This is a genomic window from Nocardia sp. NPDC049149 (assembly GCF_043197455.1).
Classification (GTDB): Bacteria; Actinomycetota; Actinomycetes; order Mycobacteriales; family Mycobacteriaceae; genus Nocardia.
Window position 1 is genome coordinate 714265 of record NZ_JBICTD010000001.1, and the last position, 17938, is coordinate 732202.

The 17938-nt window shown below is 66.6% G+C and carries 14 protein-coding genes and 1 pseudogene; 3 read left to right on the forward strand and 12 right to left on the reverse strand.

The window, feature by feature from the left end:
- The first annotated feature begins 22 nt into the window (after positions 1-22).
- Complete coding sequence (locus ACGFNJ_RS03450; RefSeq protein ID WP_393442887.1) at positions 23-1585, forward strand: tetratricopeptide repeat protein; 1563 nt, start codon at positions 23-25, stop codon at positions 1583-1585.
- A 17-nt stretch (positions 1586-1602) separates the two neighbouring features.
- The gene (locus ACGFNJ_RS03455; RefSeq protein ID WP_393442889.1) at positions 1603-2865 is read left to right on the forward strand and encodes a CHAT domain-containing protein; all 1263 of its coding nucleotides are present in this window, start codon (positions 1603-1605) and stop codon (positions 2863-2865) included.
- An 8-nt stretch (positions 2866-2873) separates the two neighbouring features.
- On the opposite strand, the gene ACGFNJ_RS03460 is transcribed toward ACGFNJ_RS03455, so the two are convergent.
- From ACGFNJ_RS03460 to ACGFNJ_RS03515, 12 genes and pseudogenes are all read right to left on the reverse strand, one after another.
- Complete coding sequence (locus ACGFNJ_RS03460; protein WP_393442891.1) at positions 2874-3158, reverse strand: type II toxin-antitoxin system Phd/YefM family antitoxin; 285 nt, start codon at positions 3156-3158, stop codon at positions 2874-2876.
- Positions 3159-3244: 86 nt separating this feature from the next.
- Positions 3245-4297, reverse strand: a complete 1053-nt coding sequence (locus ACGFNJ_RS03465) for an alpha/beta hydrolase (RefSeq protein ID WP_393442893.1) — start codon at positions 4295-4297, stop codon at positions 3245-3247.
- Between the two features lie 103 nt (positions 4298-4400).
- Positions 4401-5240, reverse strand: a complete 840-nt coding sequence (locus ACGFNJ_RS03470; protein WP_393442895.1) for an alpha/beta fold hydrolase — start codon at positions 5238-5240, stop codon at positions 4401-4403.
- A 95-nt stretch (positions 5241-5335) separates the two neighbouring features.
- Complete coding sequence (locus ACGFNJ_RS03475) at positions 5336-5632, reverse strand: hypothetical protein (protein ID WP_393442897.1); 297 nt, start codon at positions 5630-5632, stop codon at positions 5336-5338.
- Positions 5633-5732: 100 nt separating this feature from the next.
- Positions 5733-6458: an amino acid ABC transporter ATP-binding protein gene (locus ACGFNJ_RS03480; protein WP_393442899.1), complete on the reverse strand. Its 726-nt coding sequence runs from the start codon at positions 6456-6458 to the stop codon at positions 5733-5735.
- Positions 6459-6542: 84 nt separating this feature from the next.
- A complete protein-coding gene (locus ACGFNJ_RS03485; RefSeq protein ID WP_393442901.1) occupies positions 6543-8342 on the reverse strand; it encodes an ABC transporter substrate-binding protein/permease in 1800 nt (599 codons plus the stop codon).
- A gap of 137 nt (positions 8343-8479) precedes the next feature.
- Positions 8480-9274, reverse strand: a complete 795-nt coding sequence (locus ACGFNJ_RS03490) for an LLM class F420-dependent oxidoreductase (RefSeq protein ID WP_393442903.1) — start codon at positions 9272-9274, stop codon at positions 8480-8482.
- Between the two features lie 116 nt (positions 9275-9390).
- Positions 9391-14316 (reverse strand): helix-turn-helix domain-containing protein, encoded by a 4926-nt coding sequence (locus tag ACGFNJ_RS03495; protein WP_393442905.1) that lies wholly within the window; start codon positions 14314-14316, stop codon positions 9391-9393.
- A gap of 243 nt (positions 14317-14559) precedes the next feature.
- Positions 14560-14640: pseudogene (locus ACGFNJ_RS03500) on the reverse strand (LLM class F420-dependent oxidoreductase); the annotation flags it as partial.
- Between the two features lie 17 nt (positions 14641-14657).
- Complete coding sequence (locus ACGFNJ_RS03505; protein ID WP_393442907.1) at positions 14658-14921, reverse strand: hypothetical protein; 264 nt, start codon at positions 14919-14921, stop codon at positions 14658-14660.
- Between the two features lie 30 nt (positions 14922-14951).
- Positions 14952-15971: a hypothetical protein gene (locus tag ACGFNJ_RS03510; protein ID WP_393442909.1), complete on the reverse strand. Its 1020-nt coding sequence runs from the start codon at positions 15969-15971 to the stop codon at positions 14952-14954.
- Positions 15968-16597: a type VII secretion system-associated protein gene (locus ACGFNJ_RS03515; protein ID WP_393442911.1), complete on the reverse strand. Its 630-nt coding sequence runs from the start codon at positions 16595-16597 to the stop codon at positions 15968-15970. Before ACGFNJ_RS03515 ends, ACGFNJ_RS03510 begins: the two co-directional genes overlap by 4 nt.
- 190 nt (positions 16598-16787) lie before the next feature.
- Between ACGFNJ_RS03515 and ACGFNJ_RS03520 the strand changes: the two genes are divergently transcribed.
- Positions 16788-17873, forward strand: coding sequence for an ABC transporter ATP-binding protein (locus ACGFNJ_RS03520; protein ID WP_393442913.1), 1086 nt, complete (start codon positions 16788-16790; stop codon positions 17871-17873).
- The last annotated feature ends 65 nt before the right edge of the window (positions 17874-17938 follow it).

Genomic DNA, 17938 nt, shown 5'->3' on the forward strand with positions numbered 1-17938 from the left:
TACTCCGATTCGGATTTCCGACATGCCACCTGCTGACGACGAAACACCGGACAAGGACTCGGCCCTGCTCGCCGCAGGCGCCGAGGCCTACACCCGCGGCGACACCGCAGGGGCTTTGCGCATCTTCGAAGACGCGGCCCGCGCCACCACCGGCAACGTGCGCTTGAGCGCGATCGTCAATGCGGCGAGCATGGCCGACGAACTCGGCGAGCACACCAGGGCACTCGGCCTGTACCGCGAGGCCTTGGCGGCGATGCCTGCCGATGCGCCGCGGCTTCGGCCCAGTGCGCTGGTCAACATGTCGCAGGCGTTGCAGCACCTCGGCGAGCTCGACGAGGCGCAGGCCGCGTTGGAGCAGGCGCGCGAGTTGCTGGCGGACAGCACTGATCAGGGGGTGCTGCGCGTCGCTTGCCTGCTGTCGTTGACCGCCGTCGCCATGCATCGCCAGCACTGGGCCTACGCGGCCGAGCTCGCCACCGAATCTCTCGACGCGGCTTTGCGTTTCGCACCGCACCTGGCTGGGCATCCGCTGATGAACCTGGCCGCAACGCATTTCGAGACCGGGCGGCGCGACCTCGGCATCGACTTCGCCGAGCAGGCCCTCGCGGCGTTCGACTCGGCGGGCGACCGGAATGCCGTCGCCGAGACACAGCAGAATCTGGCCACCATGTTGGTCCGCTGTGACCGCCTCGATGCGGCCGAGGCGCCGTTGCGGGCCAGTCAGCAGTATTTCGAGCAGGCCGGGCTCGGCCACCGCGCCGGAATCGGGCTCAAGACCATGGCATTCCTCGCGGAGGGTCGCGACGATCTCGCCACGGCGGCAGAGCTCTACAGCCAAAGTCTCACGTATTTCGTCGCGTCCGGAGCGGTGCTCGACGCCGCCGACCTGCGCATCCGGTTGGCCACCGTGGCCTTCAAGACCGAACGGCCCGACGAGTGCGAGCAGTTGCTCGCCGAGGCGTTCCACACCTACGCCGCGCACGGTCTCGGAATGCATTGTGCCCAGCTCGATTACTGGCATGCCACCTTGCTGGAGGGCGCGATCGAGGCCACGCAGCCGCCGTCGACCGAGCTGCTCGCCACGGCGGTCGGCCTCGCCGTCCCCGCGGCACTCGCCATCGACGCCGTGCGCTACACACTGCCCACCGGCAGCCAGCGCGACCAGTGGAACCGCGAGATCGCCGACCCTGCCATGCGATTGGCGTTCCGCTTCGCCTACCTGACCGGCAACGGACTGCTGCTCGCCGACCTGATCGAAACACAGTGCGCGGGCACCACCGTGAACATCGACCGGGCCGAAGGCGGTCACCGCACGCAGCTGCCGTTCCAACTACCGGAGCCACCGGTCGACTCCGCCACCCAACCGGGTGCCACCACACTCCACGCACCCCTTTCGCCGACTGCCGTCCCCGTGCGGTTGGGTGCGGCGCTGGCCGGGGTCGCGGCGAGCGCCGGACTGCCGGTCTCCCCGCCACCGCACCTCGCCTTGGCCGCCGAAGGCCGAATCGCGTTGGCTCCCTACATCGAAGCGGCCGAACAACGGTATGGCCGCGCGATCCGAGACGAGCTGGTGCTGACCGTATGACCGCTGGCGTTGACCCGATGACCGCACAGCAACCGACCGTCGTGGTGCGCATGGCCGACGCGGGCGATGTGTACATGTCCTGGCGGTGGACCGGGGACACCGCACCGCGCGGCGCTGCCATGCTGCCGGGTGAACCGGTGCTCGAGGCCGTGCACCGACTGGCCGCCGCCCTGCCGGACCCGGCCGAACCCGGCGGCGTCGAACGCGCCATGACTACCGGCGCATTCGCCGACCACAACGCCGAATACCTAGTCGCCCAGGCTCTTTCCCGAGCCTTGCTCCCTCAGGCGCTGGCCGCCCAGCTGTACGAGCTGTACCAGCGTGGCGTGCGCCCGCACATTCGACTGCAACCATCGCCACGGGTGGCCCAGGTGCCGTGGGAGCTCATCGCGCCGGGCCCCGAGGTGCGATTGATCGACATCGCCGACGTCAGCCTGCTCGCGCCGGCGAGCATCGCGCATGCGCCGGGACGTCCCGCGCGCACCTGGGCCGACACCAACGACGCACCGATCGTTGCGGTGCTCGACCCGCGCATCCCCGGCTTCCGCGCCGACTCGTTCCTCGGCTCGGTGCTCGGCCGGATGACGGCGGATACCCCACTGGCCCAACGCATCGCCGACTACGCGGCACACGACCGCCTGCGCCCCGCGGTGCCCGATCCGACGGAGGTCTTCCGTCGGACCGATGTCGACAGGGAGTGGCTCAGCACCACACTGCGCGCAGGGGCAAGCCGGCTCGTCTACGTCGGCCACGTCACCGCCGCGGCACCGGAATCGGGACAGAGCGAGGCGGCCGAGCTCCACCTGGCCTGCACCGCCGACGCACTCGGCTTCGCCACCTCGACCCGTGCTCATCGCCCGTTGTCCGCCAAGGACTTCCTGCTCGGCACGCACACGCTGACCGGGGAACCCACTGCTGGGCACGATCTTTGGCCGATCCCGAGCCGGGTCGCGCTCATCGCCTGCGAAAGCGGCGGCGACCTGCGCTTCACCGAGGCGCTCGGCCTCACCGCCGCCATGATCAGCGGCGGCGCCGAGCTGGTGACGGCCAGCCGCTGGCCGCTGCCGACCGACCTCGCCTTCCATCGCATCGCGGGCGCGCCCGCCGAGGCGACCCCGCTGCAGCAGGCCATCTGCGCCATCGACGCGGCGCACGAGCAGCCGGACCCGGTCGCCGCCCTGGCCGAGTGGCAGCGTAAGCAGTTGAGTGCCTGGCGCACCGAACGCACCATCGAGCACTCGCCGCTGCTGTGGTCGGCCTTCGCCACCTTCCAGGTGTAGGCCCTAGGTCAATCGCGGAACGTGCGGACCACGGTCGGGTCGACACCGAGCACGTTGAGCATCTCCGCGATGGACATCGCCTTGACCTCGCTCTCGCCGGCGTAGCCCGGCCGCGCGGCGTCGGCCATATCGGCGTACTCGTGCAATCGCTCGTAGTCGGCGATCGACATGATCACCGCGATCTCGGTGCCGCCGTCGGCGATGACCGTGTCTTCGCCGGTCGCGACAACGTCACGGATAACGGTGGCGATCTCCGCTGGCAGCTCATGCAGGTTGCGTGTACTCGTGGGCATGCTCCGCATTCGGAGCGGTGCGCCGCACGGATCGGCGCGTCATCGAATCGTCACCAAGATCATCGAATGCTGTGACCTCGGCGCGCTCACGACGCCAGCGTCGCGCTGAGCCAGCCGGTCATTCGTGGCACGACCTGCGCCAATTCGCTGGTCGCGCAATGGCCGGTGCCGGGAAGCAGCGCGACCTCGGTGCCGCGGCGACCCGCGAAAACCAACGTGTCGTGTTGTGGGACATGGACATCGTCGGCTCCGTTGATGACGAGCATGGGTGCGTTGTCGTCCTTGTCCAGCAGCGGACGCAGCGAGAACCCGTGCAGCGCTTCGGCTTGGGCGGCGTCGGTGGGTGGCGCGTCGAAGCCGAGCGCGTTGCCGATGATGCCTGCCATTCCGTATCGCCACGGGCGGTCCTCGGTGAACGCGTGCTCGACCGGTCCGCCGAGGACCAGGGCGGCATCGACCGCACCGGACAGACCCGAGCGGGCCGAGTAGTAGCCACCCATCGAGATGCCGAGGTGAGCGACCTTGCCGCCGCCCAGCTTTCGGGCTGCCTCGATCAGGCCGTCCACCAGCTGGCCACCCTCGTCGCCACGCATCGGCACGGCGCTTTCGCCGGTGCCCGGAATATCGAAGGCCAGCAACCGGACTCCGGTCTGCATGGCGAAGAAGACGAACAGGCTGTGCAGGTCCATCTTCCAGGTGTCGACGCCGCCGCTGGCCAGCAGCACCGGTGCGGCGTCGGGTAGTTCGGGCGGCGTGAACAGGTGCACGGGCACGTCGGTCGTGCCGTCGCGATACGGCAGCCGCAGGACGCGCCGCTCGAAGTCGACACCGAAACCCGGTGCGGCAAGCAGGTACTGCGCCAACTGGCGATCGAGGGCCTCGTGCTTGGCCTCGTCGGCGAGACAGGGAAACTTCGCCCATCCGTAGGCCGCCGCGGCCCGATCGTGCCGTCCGTCCGCCGCGTAACGCGCGGCGAGCTTCGACCATTCGTAGACCCAGCCGCCAGGGGCGTCCGGCCACATCTCGACGACCGCCGCGCGGACCTCGCGGATATCGGTGGCGGTCAGGCCGCTGCGTAACATCTGCGGATACCGTTCGACGAACAGGTCTTCGGGATCCAACGGCCATTCGTACGACATCACAGTCCCCTCGCGGACTACGTTCCCCACCGAACGCAATGTGGCGCTTGCAATCCCAGTCTAGTGATGTGGTGTCCGCGCGAATCCGGTTCGCCCAACCAGGTCAAGAACGGTGTGCGAGCAGGTGTTGCATGATCAACCGGGTCAGTTCCTCGGGAGCCTGCTCCGGAATCCAATGCGACACTTCTTCGACCATTTCGAATCGGTAGGGCCCGGTCACATACTTCTCGGTGGCCAATGCCGCAGTGGAGCCGACCGTGGTGTCGTCGGTGCTCCACACGTACAGCGTCGGCACCGTCACCGGCGCGGTCGGGCCGGACAGGTGCATCGCCCGATACCAATTCAACGCGGCAGTCAGCGCGTCCGGCTGGCTGAACCGGTGCACGTACTCGTCGACGCGCTCCTCCGGGATCTTCCATTCGAAGATTTTCCGCAGCCCGGCGCCGTCGTCCATGAGCAGTGCCCGCTCGGCGACGCGCGGTTTGCGCAGCAGTGCGAAGTACTGCGAGCGCTGTGCCTGGTCCTCGTCCTCGGTCATCGCCCGCAAGAATGCGGCGGGGTGCGGGAAGGACACCGCAGTGAAGCTACGGATCCGCTCGGGCAGCTCCGCCGCTGCCGCCCACCCGACGTAGGCGCCCCAGTCGTGTCCGACCAGATCGAAACGCTGCCAACCCAGTGCGTCCGCGATCGCGGTGACGTCGCCGACCAGCTCTTCGAGCCGATAGTCGGCGACCTTGGTCGGCCGCACTCCGGCCGAATACCCGCGCTGATCAGGCGCGACCACGTGACATCCGCCGCCGCCGAGCGCGCGAAGCTGAAACTCCCATTCGATGGCCGACTCTGGAAACCCATGCAGCAGCATGACTTCCCGCCCGCCGACGTCCCCGCAGGCCAGCGCATCGAAGGTGCCTGCAGCGGTAGGAATCTCGATTGCCTCGATCACGGAGTTGACTCTAGAACCTCACACCGACGATGCAGAGGTACCCGCCCGGCCGGTGGCCGCGGAAGCAGTCCAGTCTTCCGCGACCATGGGCAACCTCAGTGGTCGTCGTAGTGCCCGTTGTGGGCGGCGTGGCGGTGGCCGTCGTGCAGATAGTCGACGTGGTCGCCGTGCTGCACGGCCTCGTGGCCGCAGTCCGGCCCGTGCACGTGGTCGTGGCCGGCGTGTTCGACATGGCCACTCGGCTCGCACTCGTCGTAGTGGCCGTCGTGCTCGCGGTGCAGATGGCCGTCGTGGGCGTAGTCGACGTGGTCACCGTGCTCGACCGCGGTGTGGCCGCAATTGGGGCCGTGCGCGTGCTCGTGCGCGGTGTGCTCCATGTGCGCTGTCGTCATCAGATCTCCCTCTTTCCTCGCATGGACAGATGGATATGTGAGCGACAACACATTAACAGGTGCGCATCAATGGAGTTAACCAAGGGTGCGCTAGGCGACGCTACAGCACCTGAGACAGAAAACGCTGCAGTCGCGGCGTCTCGGCGCTGTCGAACAGGGCATCGGGTGTTCCCGTCTCGACGACCTGCCCCTCGTCCATGAAGACGACGCTGTCGGACACGGTGCGGGCGAACCCCATTTCATGGGTGACCACGATCATCGACATGCCGCCGGACGCGAGATCGGCCATCAGGGCGAGCACCCCCTTCACCAGCTCGGGGTCGAGCGCCGAGGTGGCCTCGTCGAAGAACATGATCTCGGGCTTCATCGCCAGCGCGCGGGCGATCGCGACCCGTTGCTGTTGTCCGCCGGACAGATTCGCGGGCCGCGCGTCGAGTTTGTCGGCGAGACCGACGATCTCGAGTTGCTCCGCCGCGACCGCACGCGCCTGCTCCTTGGACAACCCGCGCAGCTTGCGCGGGCCAAGCGCGACATTGTCGGCAACGCTCTTGTGCGGGAACAGGTTGAAATGCTGGAACACCATGCCGATGCGCTGCCGCAGCCGATCCGGATCCTCGGTGAGCACGGACTTGCCGTCGAGCAGCACGTCGCCCTGATCCGGCTCGTGCAGCCGGTTCAGCACGCGCAACAGCGTCGACTTGCCAGAGCCGGACGGGCCGATGACGGTCGTGGTCTTGCCTGCGTCGACGTGAATGTCGATGCCGCGCAACACATGATTGTGCCCGAGCCGCAGATGCAAACCGCTACCGGTGAGGGAGGCACTCATGCCTCCACCTCGCTGGCGCTCGGTTCCGTCATGATCGCCTCCTGGCGCTGTGTTGTCGATTCGCTCGCTGCGCTCGCTCATGTTTTATCCGCGCCCTTCCGTGATCGTGGCGGCCTCGACCTGGTCGATCGGCCGGTCCGGCCGACCGGTGCGCATGCGGCGGTCGATGTAGTTCACCAGGTGGGTGAGCGGGATGGTCAGCAGCAGGTACACCAGACCGGCGGCGACCAGCGGGGAGAGATTGCCGGTCTGCGCGTTGAGGTCGCGGCCGACCGCGAACAGCTCGCGCTGGGTGGCGAGCAGGCCGAGGAAGTAGATCAGCGAGGAGTCCTTGATCAGCGCGATGAACTGGTTCATCAGCGCGGGCAGCACCCGGCGGACACCCTGCGGGATCACCACCAAGGTCATTGCCTGCCGGTAGCCGAACCCGATGGCCCGCGCCGCCTCCAGCTGTCCCGGCTCGACGGACTGGATACCGGAACGGAAGATCTCGCCGATATAGGCCGATGCCAGCAATGCGAGCGCTACCGCGCCGAGCCAGTACGGGTTGTTTCCGGTGATGTTCTTGGCGACCGGGCCGATGCCGAGGCCGATCAGCAGGATGATCACCACCGCGGGCAGCCCGCGGAAAATATCGGTGTAGACCCGGGCAGGCCAGCGCAGCCAGCGCGTCCGTGCGATGCCCGCCACCGCGAGCAACATGCCGAGGACGGTGCCGAGCACACCCGAAACCACCGCAAGGATCAGGGTATTCGGCAGACCCGTCTTGAACAGGTCGGGGAAAGCCTTGCGGTACAAGGACCAATCGAAGAACGTGTCGCGCAGTTGCTGCAGCGTGGATTTCGGCGCGTTGTCGGCGGCATCGGCGGGCTTGCGTTCGGCGGCAATGGCGGCGAAGTCCGGCAGCTGCGGCAGCGGCGCCGCCTTGGAACCCGGCTTCCAGCCCGGCGGCAGCTCCCTCGGCACCCAATCGGCGTAGAGCCTGGCGTAGGTGCCGTCCGCGATCACCGCGTCCAAGCCGCTGTTGAGCGCGTCGATCAGCGGCTGGTTGGTCTTGGCGACGGCGTAGCCGACGAAGTTGTCCAGGCTGAAGGTGTTCTGCGACACCGCTATTCCGTCACCCGGCTTGATCAGGCCCTCGGCCTGCACGGCAGGCGCGACCCAGGCGTCGACCTGACCGGACTTCAGGTTCGCGTACGCGGTGTTGTAGTCGGGGAACTTCACCGGGTCCAGGTGCAGGGTGTTGATCACGAACTCGTCCTGCACCGTGCCCTGCACGACGGCGATGCGGGTGCCGCGGTTCAGGTCGGCAAAGCCCTTGATGGCGCTACTGTTCGGCGCGACGAGGGAGAAGTACCCGAAGTCGTAGCCGTTGGTGAAGCCGACCAGTTGACGGCGCGCGTCGGTGGTGGTGATGTTCGACGAGCCGACATCGAAGCGACCGCCGGCGACCTGGGCGAGCAGTCCGGCGAACTCGGTGCCCGAGTACTGCACCTGCAAGCCGAGTTTCGCGCCGATCGCGGTGAGCAGCTCGTTGTCGAAGCCGGTGAACGCGCCCTTGCCGTTCACGCAGATGCTCGGCGGCGCGTCCGACAGCGTGCCGACGCTCAGCTTGCCCGGCGTGATCAGCCCGAGCTTCGAGGTGTCGATCGAGGCGAGCGGCGCGGTGGTCGCGGTCGTGTACTTGTCCGCGCCCGCGGTCTGCGCGGAGGCCAGGTTCGTCGGCGCGGCCGACGCCGAGCTCACCCCGGGCGGCGAGCACAGGTTGCGTTCCGACGACGCATCACCCTCGGTGCCGGAACCACAAGCCGTGGCCGCGAGGCCAACGGCAAGCAATATCACGGCGATCAACGCACGAGACCGCACAGCGGGCAGACCAGCCATGATGAACAACCCTAGCCGCGCGCGAGGTGCTAACCCGCAGCTACCCCGACGTCAGCGCACCGCCACCAGGAACGGGACAAGTCGGACCAGGGCCGGTGGAGTTCAAATCATCGTGATCCGAACTCTGGTTCACCGGCTCAGGCAAGCCCACGCACCGGCTCCGGGTTCACCTCGTCCCGCCAGCGGATCGCGCGCTCCACCTCGCTCAGGTCGTATGCGGGACCGCTGACGCCGATGGTGAACAGCGAAACGCCTGCCTCCACAAACGCAGGAGCCTTCGCGAGGCCGGGCCACTGCACCGAGCGTTCGATCCGCGCCTGATCGGTGCCGACGGCGGCGCAGTGGTCGGCGAGCACCTTGTTCTTGTGGGCGAGGTCATCGAGGTCGGCGAAGCTGTGCCACACGTCCGCGTACTCGGCGACCAGGCGCAGGGTCTTCTTCTCGCCACCGCCGCCGATGAGGATCGGGATGTCCCTGGTCGGCAGCGGGTTCAGCGTCTTCAGCCGCGCGCTGAGCCTGGCCATGTTCTCCTTCAGCAGCGCGAGCCTGCTGCCCGGGGTGCCGAACTCGTAGCCGTACTCGTCGTAGTCCTTCTTGAACCAGCCTGCGCCGATGCCGAGGATGAGGCGGCCGTCGCTGATGTGGTCGACGGTGCGCGCCATATCGGCGAGCAGGTCCGGATTCCGGTAACCGCCGCCGGTGACCAGCGCACCGATCTCCACCCGCTCGGTCTGCTCGGCGAAGGCGGCGAGCATCGTCCAGCATTCGAAGTGCGCGCCGGTGGGGTCGCCGGTGAGCGGATAGAAGTGATCCCAGTTGAAGACGATGTCGACCCCCGCGTCCTCCGCGCGCCGCACCGCGTCACGAATGAGCCCGTACTTCGGCGCATGCTGGGGCTGCAGTTGGACTCCGATCCGCACCGCTCGACTCATGGCATCTCCTCATCGCGTTGGGTTCCTCGATCGAGGCTACCGGCGCTGCGGCAGCTCGACCCTTGGCTTCGGCTCCTCGACCGTCCAGGAGGAGGCCATCGCCTCGCCTCGCTGAATCAGGGATCCAGATCCATCACGTCGTCCCACTCGATGCTTGTTGACCGGTCCGATTCGCCGGAAAAGAGTGCTCGCAGTCGTTCCGCCGCCTGCCCGAGGAGGTGCTCGGCCTCCGCCGGATCCAACTTCAGTTGGGTAGCCGCCTCGGCGACGGTGTACCCGTGCAGATAGTTCAGCTCCACGAGCCGCGTCACGGTGTCGGGATCACGCAGATCTGCCACCGCATCACGGATGGTGTCCGTCAGGTTCGGATCATCCTCGATCGGTGGCGGCGGTGTTTTGTCGGCGACCTTGTCGGCGAGCGTGAGGTTGCTGTCGCGAGACCGGGCACTCTCTATTGGCTTATCCAAGGAGGAGGGACGGGCGACGCTCTGCCAGTACTTGGCCTCGTCGACCTGCTCTGAGGTGAGGTCGAGAGCATGGGCGATCTCAGCCGCGGTCGGTTGTGCGCCGGTTTCTTGGTAGCGCTTGTTGGAGTACAGCTCGACCTTGCTGATCAGCTCTCGCGTTCGCTCGGGCGCGTCCGGGAACCGCTGCGCGAGTATGAATTTGTACATCGCGCCGCGGCAGTTCGCCATCACATGTGGAATAAACGGTGAGCCAGGAACATGATGCATGATCGTTCTGATGACCGTCTCGTGCAGGCGCTGAAGAAGATCCTGATCTTCCAGCGCCCGGTAGGAACGGCGGCGGGCCATGAAGCGGGGGATCCACGCGTACTTCTGTGCGATCTGGTTGCGGATCGCACGCTCTTCCTCCGAACCGGGCCTGGTTTCTATATAGCGCCAGAACAGCGCGACTTCCTCGCGGTCAGCGTCGATACCGAGGCCTCGCGCAGAGAACTTCTCTATCGCCTCTCGGAGTATCGAACTGGGCACAGCGCACCTGTCAGCCAGGACACGCAACGCCGTCAGGCTCGGCTTCGAAGACGTGGTTTCAACATGGTGGACCCACGTTGCGGAGCGACCGATGAGCTCACTGAATTCATGCTGACGCGCACGCCGGAAATGACGGAGCGCCCACACCCAATCATTGACGGAACCGTAATCAACCGGACGAGGCACGGATTCTCCACGAGGGTCCATCCAATAGCCGTAGTCCCACGCCACGGCAAATGCATTCCACGGTATGCCGGACTCACACAGGAGCGTGTCGTATACCCGCAGGGCTGTCCGGACGGATGATCTCGCCAGTTCACGACCGTAGTCATTGATCTGCATTCCGAAAAGCTCGTCCATTTTAAGCTTGCCGATTCTGTTGATCCGTTGGAAGTATCGCGCGTATTCGTGCAACGACACGGTCGCGTACGGATCCGGAAACACGATTGCTTCCTTCGGTATGTAGGTAAACGTCTCCCCCACCTCGGACCACGTGGCCGAGGCATGCGGAAGCGCATGGAAACAAGCCGCCACTACATCCGCATCCGGCCCAATGGATCGTCCGGATATCATGCTGTCGACCGCCATTTTCTTGACGCCCGCGGCGTCGGCAAGTTCGGGAGTGGTCCACTCCGCGACCTCCCGCAGGGTCCGGATATAGGACCCGACAATCGGGTGCCCTTCAGGGAAGCGCGGTATGCGCGGAGCCAGGGCCGCCAGGTATGGCTCCACGATTTCCGCTGAGACCGCCGAGCTCCCCGATTCCAGCGCACGAATGATCGCAGGGGTCGGGCTCATACGCTCGGCCAGCTGCTCGATGGTCAGGTCGGCGCGCTCGCGAAGATGACGCAAGTACGTCCCGAGGTGAACGCCGCCCTCGGCCGCACCCTGCGGTGGTCCGAGCAGAGCTCCCAAATGCGCTTCCCATGCCTCCACCGAAGGCAGCACCCCGATGCGCTCGCGCGCGTGCAGCCGGGTCATGCTGACCTGCGCCGCCACGATGAACTGACGCGTCTCCCCACCTCGTTCGACGCGCAGCTGCCGAAGCAACGGCCCGGCGCGACCGTCGGGTGCCAACGCCCGGACATACAACTCGACGATCGCCAATGTCGGCGCCGCCGAACCCGCCTCGATGTCCTGAATGTCACGGGCCACCACGGCCATTCGCGCCGCAAGCTGCTCCGGCGTCACCTCGAGCTGCTCCCGCAGCTGCTGTAGCGCACTACCGACGGAGCTCTCGCACTGATCGACGGGCTCGGCTCCGAAAGCGAGCACCACCAGATGTTTATCCCACCCTTTCCGCAACCCACGCGCGGTCTCGCGATCGGTGACCGCGGCGACCCGATCACCGAGCGCCGCCGCGAGCTGCTCCAGCGTCCAGCCCTTCGACTCCCGCAGCGAGCGCAGGAATTCGCCCATCCCGGATGGCCTGCCTCGATCGAGTCCGAACCGCGGCATAGTGGCGCCGTACAGGTGGCGGGCATCGGGCACCCGCCGCAGCAGCGCCCGAACGGCCCTGCGCAGCGCCGCTTGCCACGGACCTGCACCACGATGGCTTCGCGCGGATTCCAGCGCGGGCCACACACCGACGCCGACTCCCGTCAACTCCGCCATCTGGTCCGGCGTCAAGGCCAGGTACCGTCGCATCTCGCGTAGCCAATCCGCCGCCAGATCGCTATCCGGTTGCGGCACAGGCGTATCCGGCGCCGCCAACGGGCCATCCGGATCAACGCCCGCAGTGATCAGCCAGCGCCGTACCTGCTGTTCGTCCAGCTGATGCATGCGCGCGTACTGATTCACACTCTGTGTCGGTACCCCGGCTTCGTGCGCTGCCTCCGTAGCTTGCCACCACTGCACGAGCCGATCCGCCTCCGGAGCGGCCGGTCGTTCGCCCGTCTCGTCCCGCATCGCGGCATCCTCGGTACCACGGCCGCGGAACCGCGTGTCCTCCGGTCCCGCACCACTTTCGGTCGCCGCGGCCGCTGCGCTGTCGTCGGATGCCGCAGCCGACGTCGGCTCATCCGACGCCGCTAGGTGCGGCGTCGGCACAGGCGGAGCAGCGTCGTCGCCCTGGCCGTCGCCGCTCGGCGTCGGCTGAAGACTCAGCTGATCGATTTCGGTCGGGTCTGCGATCCGACCGGGTGACGCGATGGCACCAGGCCGCACTTCGCCTGGATCGAGCACGGGCGGAGCCAATGTCGGGTCACTGGGCGCACCTTGGGTTTCCGGCGTGAACACGAAGTCGGTGTGGCGCGGAACAGCGAGGGGGCGAGCGGGCCAGGTCGAGGAAGATCCCGCCTCGGTGTCCGCACGCACCGCCGGAGCGATCCGCTGCGGCGTTTCTCCGGGTGACGGGGTGCCCGGGTCCGATGCAGGCCGCGCCGGAGCTGCCGGGTCCAATGTAGGCCGCGCCGGAACCGCCGGATCCGATACGGGCGCCGCCGGAACCGCCGGATCCAATGTAGGCCGCGCCGGAACCGCCGGATCCGATACGGGCCGCGCCGGAACTTCGAATTCGGGGGTCCGGACCGGCACACCGAGTTGCTGCTGCCGTTCCACCCAGATCTGAGGCCGCGGCGGTGGCGTGTTCTCGAGCGGGCCACCTTCGTGCGGCCGGGGTATCGACAGGTATGCCTGACTTCTTGCCTTGGATGTCGCGCTGGCAGGCAACGTCTCGACACCGCCGACGGGTCTGGTCGCCGCGCCGAGCAGACCCGTTCGGCCCGAAGCGAATCCGGCGCCGGCATCTTCTCGTCCGCCCACCGCGGCACGCCCCCATAGCGGGCCGGCCCCGCTTGATGCGGAAACGTGGTCATGGCCACCGCCGCCCGCCGGACCGGGCCCACCGAACCCCGCCGCCCCCGGTGGTGCCCAACCGCTGCCGGGATCGCTGTGTCCACTCGGCCAGCTCACCGATCCGCCGTCGCCGCCACGCCCCTGCACCCCGCCAGGTCCCACAACCTGGACTCCGTCCAACCGCCACAACAGGTCCATGGCCTCCCGATCGGCGGTCGCCGCCAGTCGCTGCAGCGTGCCAATTCCCTGCTCTGCGATGTCGATTCGGGGTGCGTGCCCCGACGTCTGGCTCGTCGCAGCAAGCGGCTCGACGTCCCCTTCGGTTGCGCGGTCCGGTGTCCGGCTCGTCGCGGCAATCCGCTCGACATCTCCTTCGATTGCGCGGCCCGCACCTGTACGCCCCGCCAGGGCGCCGAAGACCGCCCCACCGATGATGTCCGCGCAGCTCAGATCGACCTCTCGATTCATCAGTGCCGCAGCGGAAACGGCACCGAAGACACCCGCGACACCGGCAGCCGCGCTCACCGCGAGCCGTCCGGTTGCGGTGGCCTCGGACACCAACGCCGCGGCGGCGCGCGCACCGACAACGCCGCCGACACCCGCACCTGTGCCCGCCACAGCGGCGGTGAGTATCGATGCACCGTCAATGCTCGCGCGGTGCTCACCCTGCGCCAACTGGGCACCGAGATCGATGCCCGCCTGTAGCGCTCCCACGCCGAGCACCCGGGTCGCCAGCAGCGCCGTGCGCACCCCGGTAACGGTCGCCGACTCCGATGCGGCCGCCGCTATGAGTTTCGCCAGCAGGCACTCGAAGCTCTCCCGCGCACGCCGCGCCACCATCAATCCGCCGATGCCGCTCCAGCCGCCCGCACACAACAGCTGGTACAGCACCGTCACCAGCAGAAAGCCGATCTCCCACTGGACCTTTTCCACGTTCAGCGCGTTTCGCTCCAGTTGCGTCGCCTTCTCGGTGCAGAAGCTCGCCGCCTGTTCCAGTTGCTCCGCGAACCGATTTCCGGCATCGGCGACCGCCGACCCGATCACTGTCGACGCACCCACCACCACGCGCAACCCGCCGACGAGCACGTCCGCTTCCCTGCGCAGTTGCTCGTACCGTCCCGCGCGTTCCTGCCACACGGCGGCCGCTCGGCGCATCCCCGCCGGGTCGCCACGGGGAAACTCGCTGCCACACACCATCTCCTGCACCGGAGGGGGAATGTGGGCCAACAACGCATCGACCGGGCGTTCCACCTAAGCAGCACCCGCCCGCGACCACCGAGCCCGAACAACCATCGCAAGTGCCCCGTCCGTTTGGGATAGCGATACCGCAGCCGAGCCGAAATCCTAAACGCCGCAATGGGACCCGCCTACCAATGCGGGGAAGAGCGCCCGACCACGGCTGCGGCCGAGCTACGGCGGCATGGGCGCTCGGCTACGGGAAAGGTCCGTTTCGAGCAGATCCAGTAGCATCGCGGGCCAACCCTTACTCGGATCGATCTCCACCCGCCCGGTCTGCTCGGCGAAGGCGGCGAGCATGGTCCAACATTCGAAGTGCGCGCCGTTGGGGTCGCCGGAGCCCACCAACAGGAAAGTCAGCTCTTCGAGCTCTCATCTCGGCAAATGATGCGGCTCTCATCGGCCGGGTGCAGCAATGCTCGCATCAAAGCAAGACCATCGTCTGCACGCACCACATCCGTGGCGCCAAGGATTTCAATACCGTTTTCAAACCATTGCCACACTTCATTGTCGGCGTACGGATCGAAGACCGTCACGACCGCACGGCCGTCCGCCATCAATCGAAATTCACCGGTGCGGCGATGGCCCTTGTGTTTGAATCTGTCACTGTACATATACACGCCCACCAACGTAGGTGAACCAAGGTCGGTCTAATCGACTCCAGTTGTCGGCGGCTTCGCAGGCGCCGGGTGGACCGTCCACGGTGTATCGCCCGGGCTCGTTCCGTCGTCGCCATCCAAACGCAGCTCGGAAAGCACTGCGTTAGGCGGATAATATCCGGTCTCATCCTCATACCTGTATTCGTCCGCTTTGGACTCGATATCTGCATGTGTTCTAATCGGAACATTGTTGGTATGGATGTCCCGTTGAATGTCGGATTGATGCAGTGCCGCGGCCGCGTCGGCTGCCGCACCATTAGCAGGTTTTTCCGACAAGAGAGCCACCGGCCCCTGAAACAACGGACCCATTCCACCGACGCGAGAATCATACTTATGCTGCAGCTGTTCCATCTTGTGCCCGACAACGGCACCGTAGTCCTCGCCGCTCACTCGCACGATTCTGGACCCGCCCAGCCATTTCCGCACCCGTAGCAGATATTCTTCTCCATTGGTATCCGAGAATGAAAAGAATGGCGCCTTTCCCGAGCTTGCCCCATGCGGCCTGTTCAGCAATTCCGCCAGCTGCTTGGCATGCCCTTCTCCATCCGTAGCAGTAAATGGCTCATCCAAATCGAGCTTCTCATATGACCACGGCGTTTTCCCCGCGCTCGCGCGTCCTTCTTTCGGGTAGTACGCGTCATCATCTCTGCGTTTTGCGCCCGCCCAATAGCGGTGGCGGGTACGTGACTCCTTAGCCACCGAGAAATCTATCCCGATGGTGCCGTATTCCTCGCGGGGCTCACCCAAAACTGTTTCGCCCACCTGCGTGCGCCCACGAAGCTCGACACTTCGAACACGCCGAGGGCTGAATGTGCGCTGCCGACCATCCGGATCAATGCCGCCCAGACGTCGAAGGCCGGCCCCGTCGACTGCCCGGGCATGTTCGGCGATGCCGTGCAATCCGGGCTGTACGGTGTCGTCGTTGTTTTTGCGTAGTGCGCGGCCGGTACGCGTGAACGTATGCGCAAGCGTCTTACCGACTTGTTCCAACGCTCGGGTGACTGGATTCACGATTCTTCCCGCAACAGGTCGATGCGGAGACTGGAAGGCGCGGAGCCATTCGGGTTGAGGAGGATATCAACTCCGGCGGGAACTATATCCGGAAGATCGACACCGAGCACAGACATCCAATGGCTTGCCGTCACCCCGAGTTTCTGCACTTCGGCGGTTGCCGCCATAACGCAAGAACTGCCGTTGGGCGCGGTCACCACGGTCGGCCGGTCCTGTTCATCGCACGCGATCACGACGGCCCATCGACGGAGCGCGGAGACGAGGTCGTCGACGAGGCGCTCACCCCCGGCAATCAACCAGAGGATCGCGTCGATGGGGTCGGTCGGTTCCGAATCATCGGCGGGCACATAGCCGGGATTCGGCTGAAACGGCCCGGCCGCACCGCCCGCCGACACCGGCCAACCTCCGACGATCCGGTTACGTGGTGGCTGCTGTCCAGAGAAAGCCGGCACCCAGGCTGGGGACACCAACGCGAGCCACTCATCGAGCGGGGGAATCGCCGAAATCGGCCTCTCCACAAAAGTCTCCTGTCGATCGCCGTCGGCCGGTTGTGGGGCACCAGCGCGGGCGCACCAGACATCGTAGGCGCGGACCACAACGACTCGCAGGATCGCTACGGCCCACACCTGGGAAGATATGGCCGCCGATGGTGCCTCTTCCTTCTGCCATGGCAGCCGGCTATCGAATCGGCCGGAATGTTCTGGTGCGCAAGCTCGAGCATTTCGAGCAGGAATCGAGCAGACCTAGTAGCATCGCGGGTCAACCCTTACTCGGATCGTCCGGCACGTTCCTGCCGGTGATGGGATGTGATTTGTCATGGCCACGGTGACCTTCGACCGCGCTACGCGGCTCTACCCCGGCTCAACCAAACCCGCTGTCGATGCGTTGAATCTCGAGATCGCAGACGGTGAATTCCTTGTTCTCGTCGGCCCTTCCGGCTGCGGAAAGTCGACCTCGCTGCGCATGCTCGCCGGCCTGGAGGACGTCAGCGACGGGCGGATCCTGATCGGCGCCAACGACGTGACGCACGCCGAGCCCAAGGAACGCGATATCGCGATGGTGTTCCAGAACTACGCGCTCTACCCGCACATGACCGTCGCCGAGAACATGGGCTTCGCGCTGAAATTGGCCAAGGTCGCCAAGGCGGAGACGCAGAAGCGGGTGCTCGAGGCGGCACAGCTGCTCGACCTGGAGCCGTACCTGGACCGCAAGCCGAAGGCGCTGTCCGGCGGCCAGCGCCAGCGCGTCGCGATGGGCCGGGCGATCGTGCGCCAGCCGCAGGTGTTCCTGATGGACGAGCCGCTGTCCAACCTGGACGCGAAGCTGCGCGTGCAGACCCGCACGCAGATCGCGCAGCTGCAGCGCAGGCTCGGCACCACCACCGTGTACGTCACGCACGACCAGGTCGAGGCGATGACCATGGGCGACCGCGTGGCAGTGCTCAAAGACGGCCTGCTGCAGCAGTGCGCGACGCCGCGCGACCTGTACCAGGACCCGGTCAACGTGTTCGTCGCAGGCTTCATGGGCTCGCCCGCGATGAACCTGTTCACGCTGCCGGTGCCCAACGGATCCGTCTCGCTCGGCGGGCACGAGCTGCCCTTGCCGCGCTCGGTCGTCGACGCCGCCGAGGGCTCGGTGGTGGTCGGCATCCGGCCCGAGCACTTCGAGCTCGGCAACGGCACCGGGACGGGCATCGAGATGGAGGTCGACGTGGTCGAGGAGCTCGGCTCCGACGCCTACATCTACGGCCGCACCACCTCCGCGGGCAACGCCGCCGGGGAAACCATTGTGGCGCGGGCCGATTGGCGTAACCCGCCGTCGAAGGGCACCCGGGTGCGGTTGTCCACCGACCCGACGCACACCTACTTCTTCTCCGCCCAAGACGGACGTCGCCTGAACTGACCCGAATCCCCTGAGCCGCACCCCTTCCGGACATCCGCACGCGTTCTGGCAGCCCACAGCGGGCG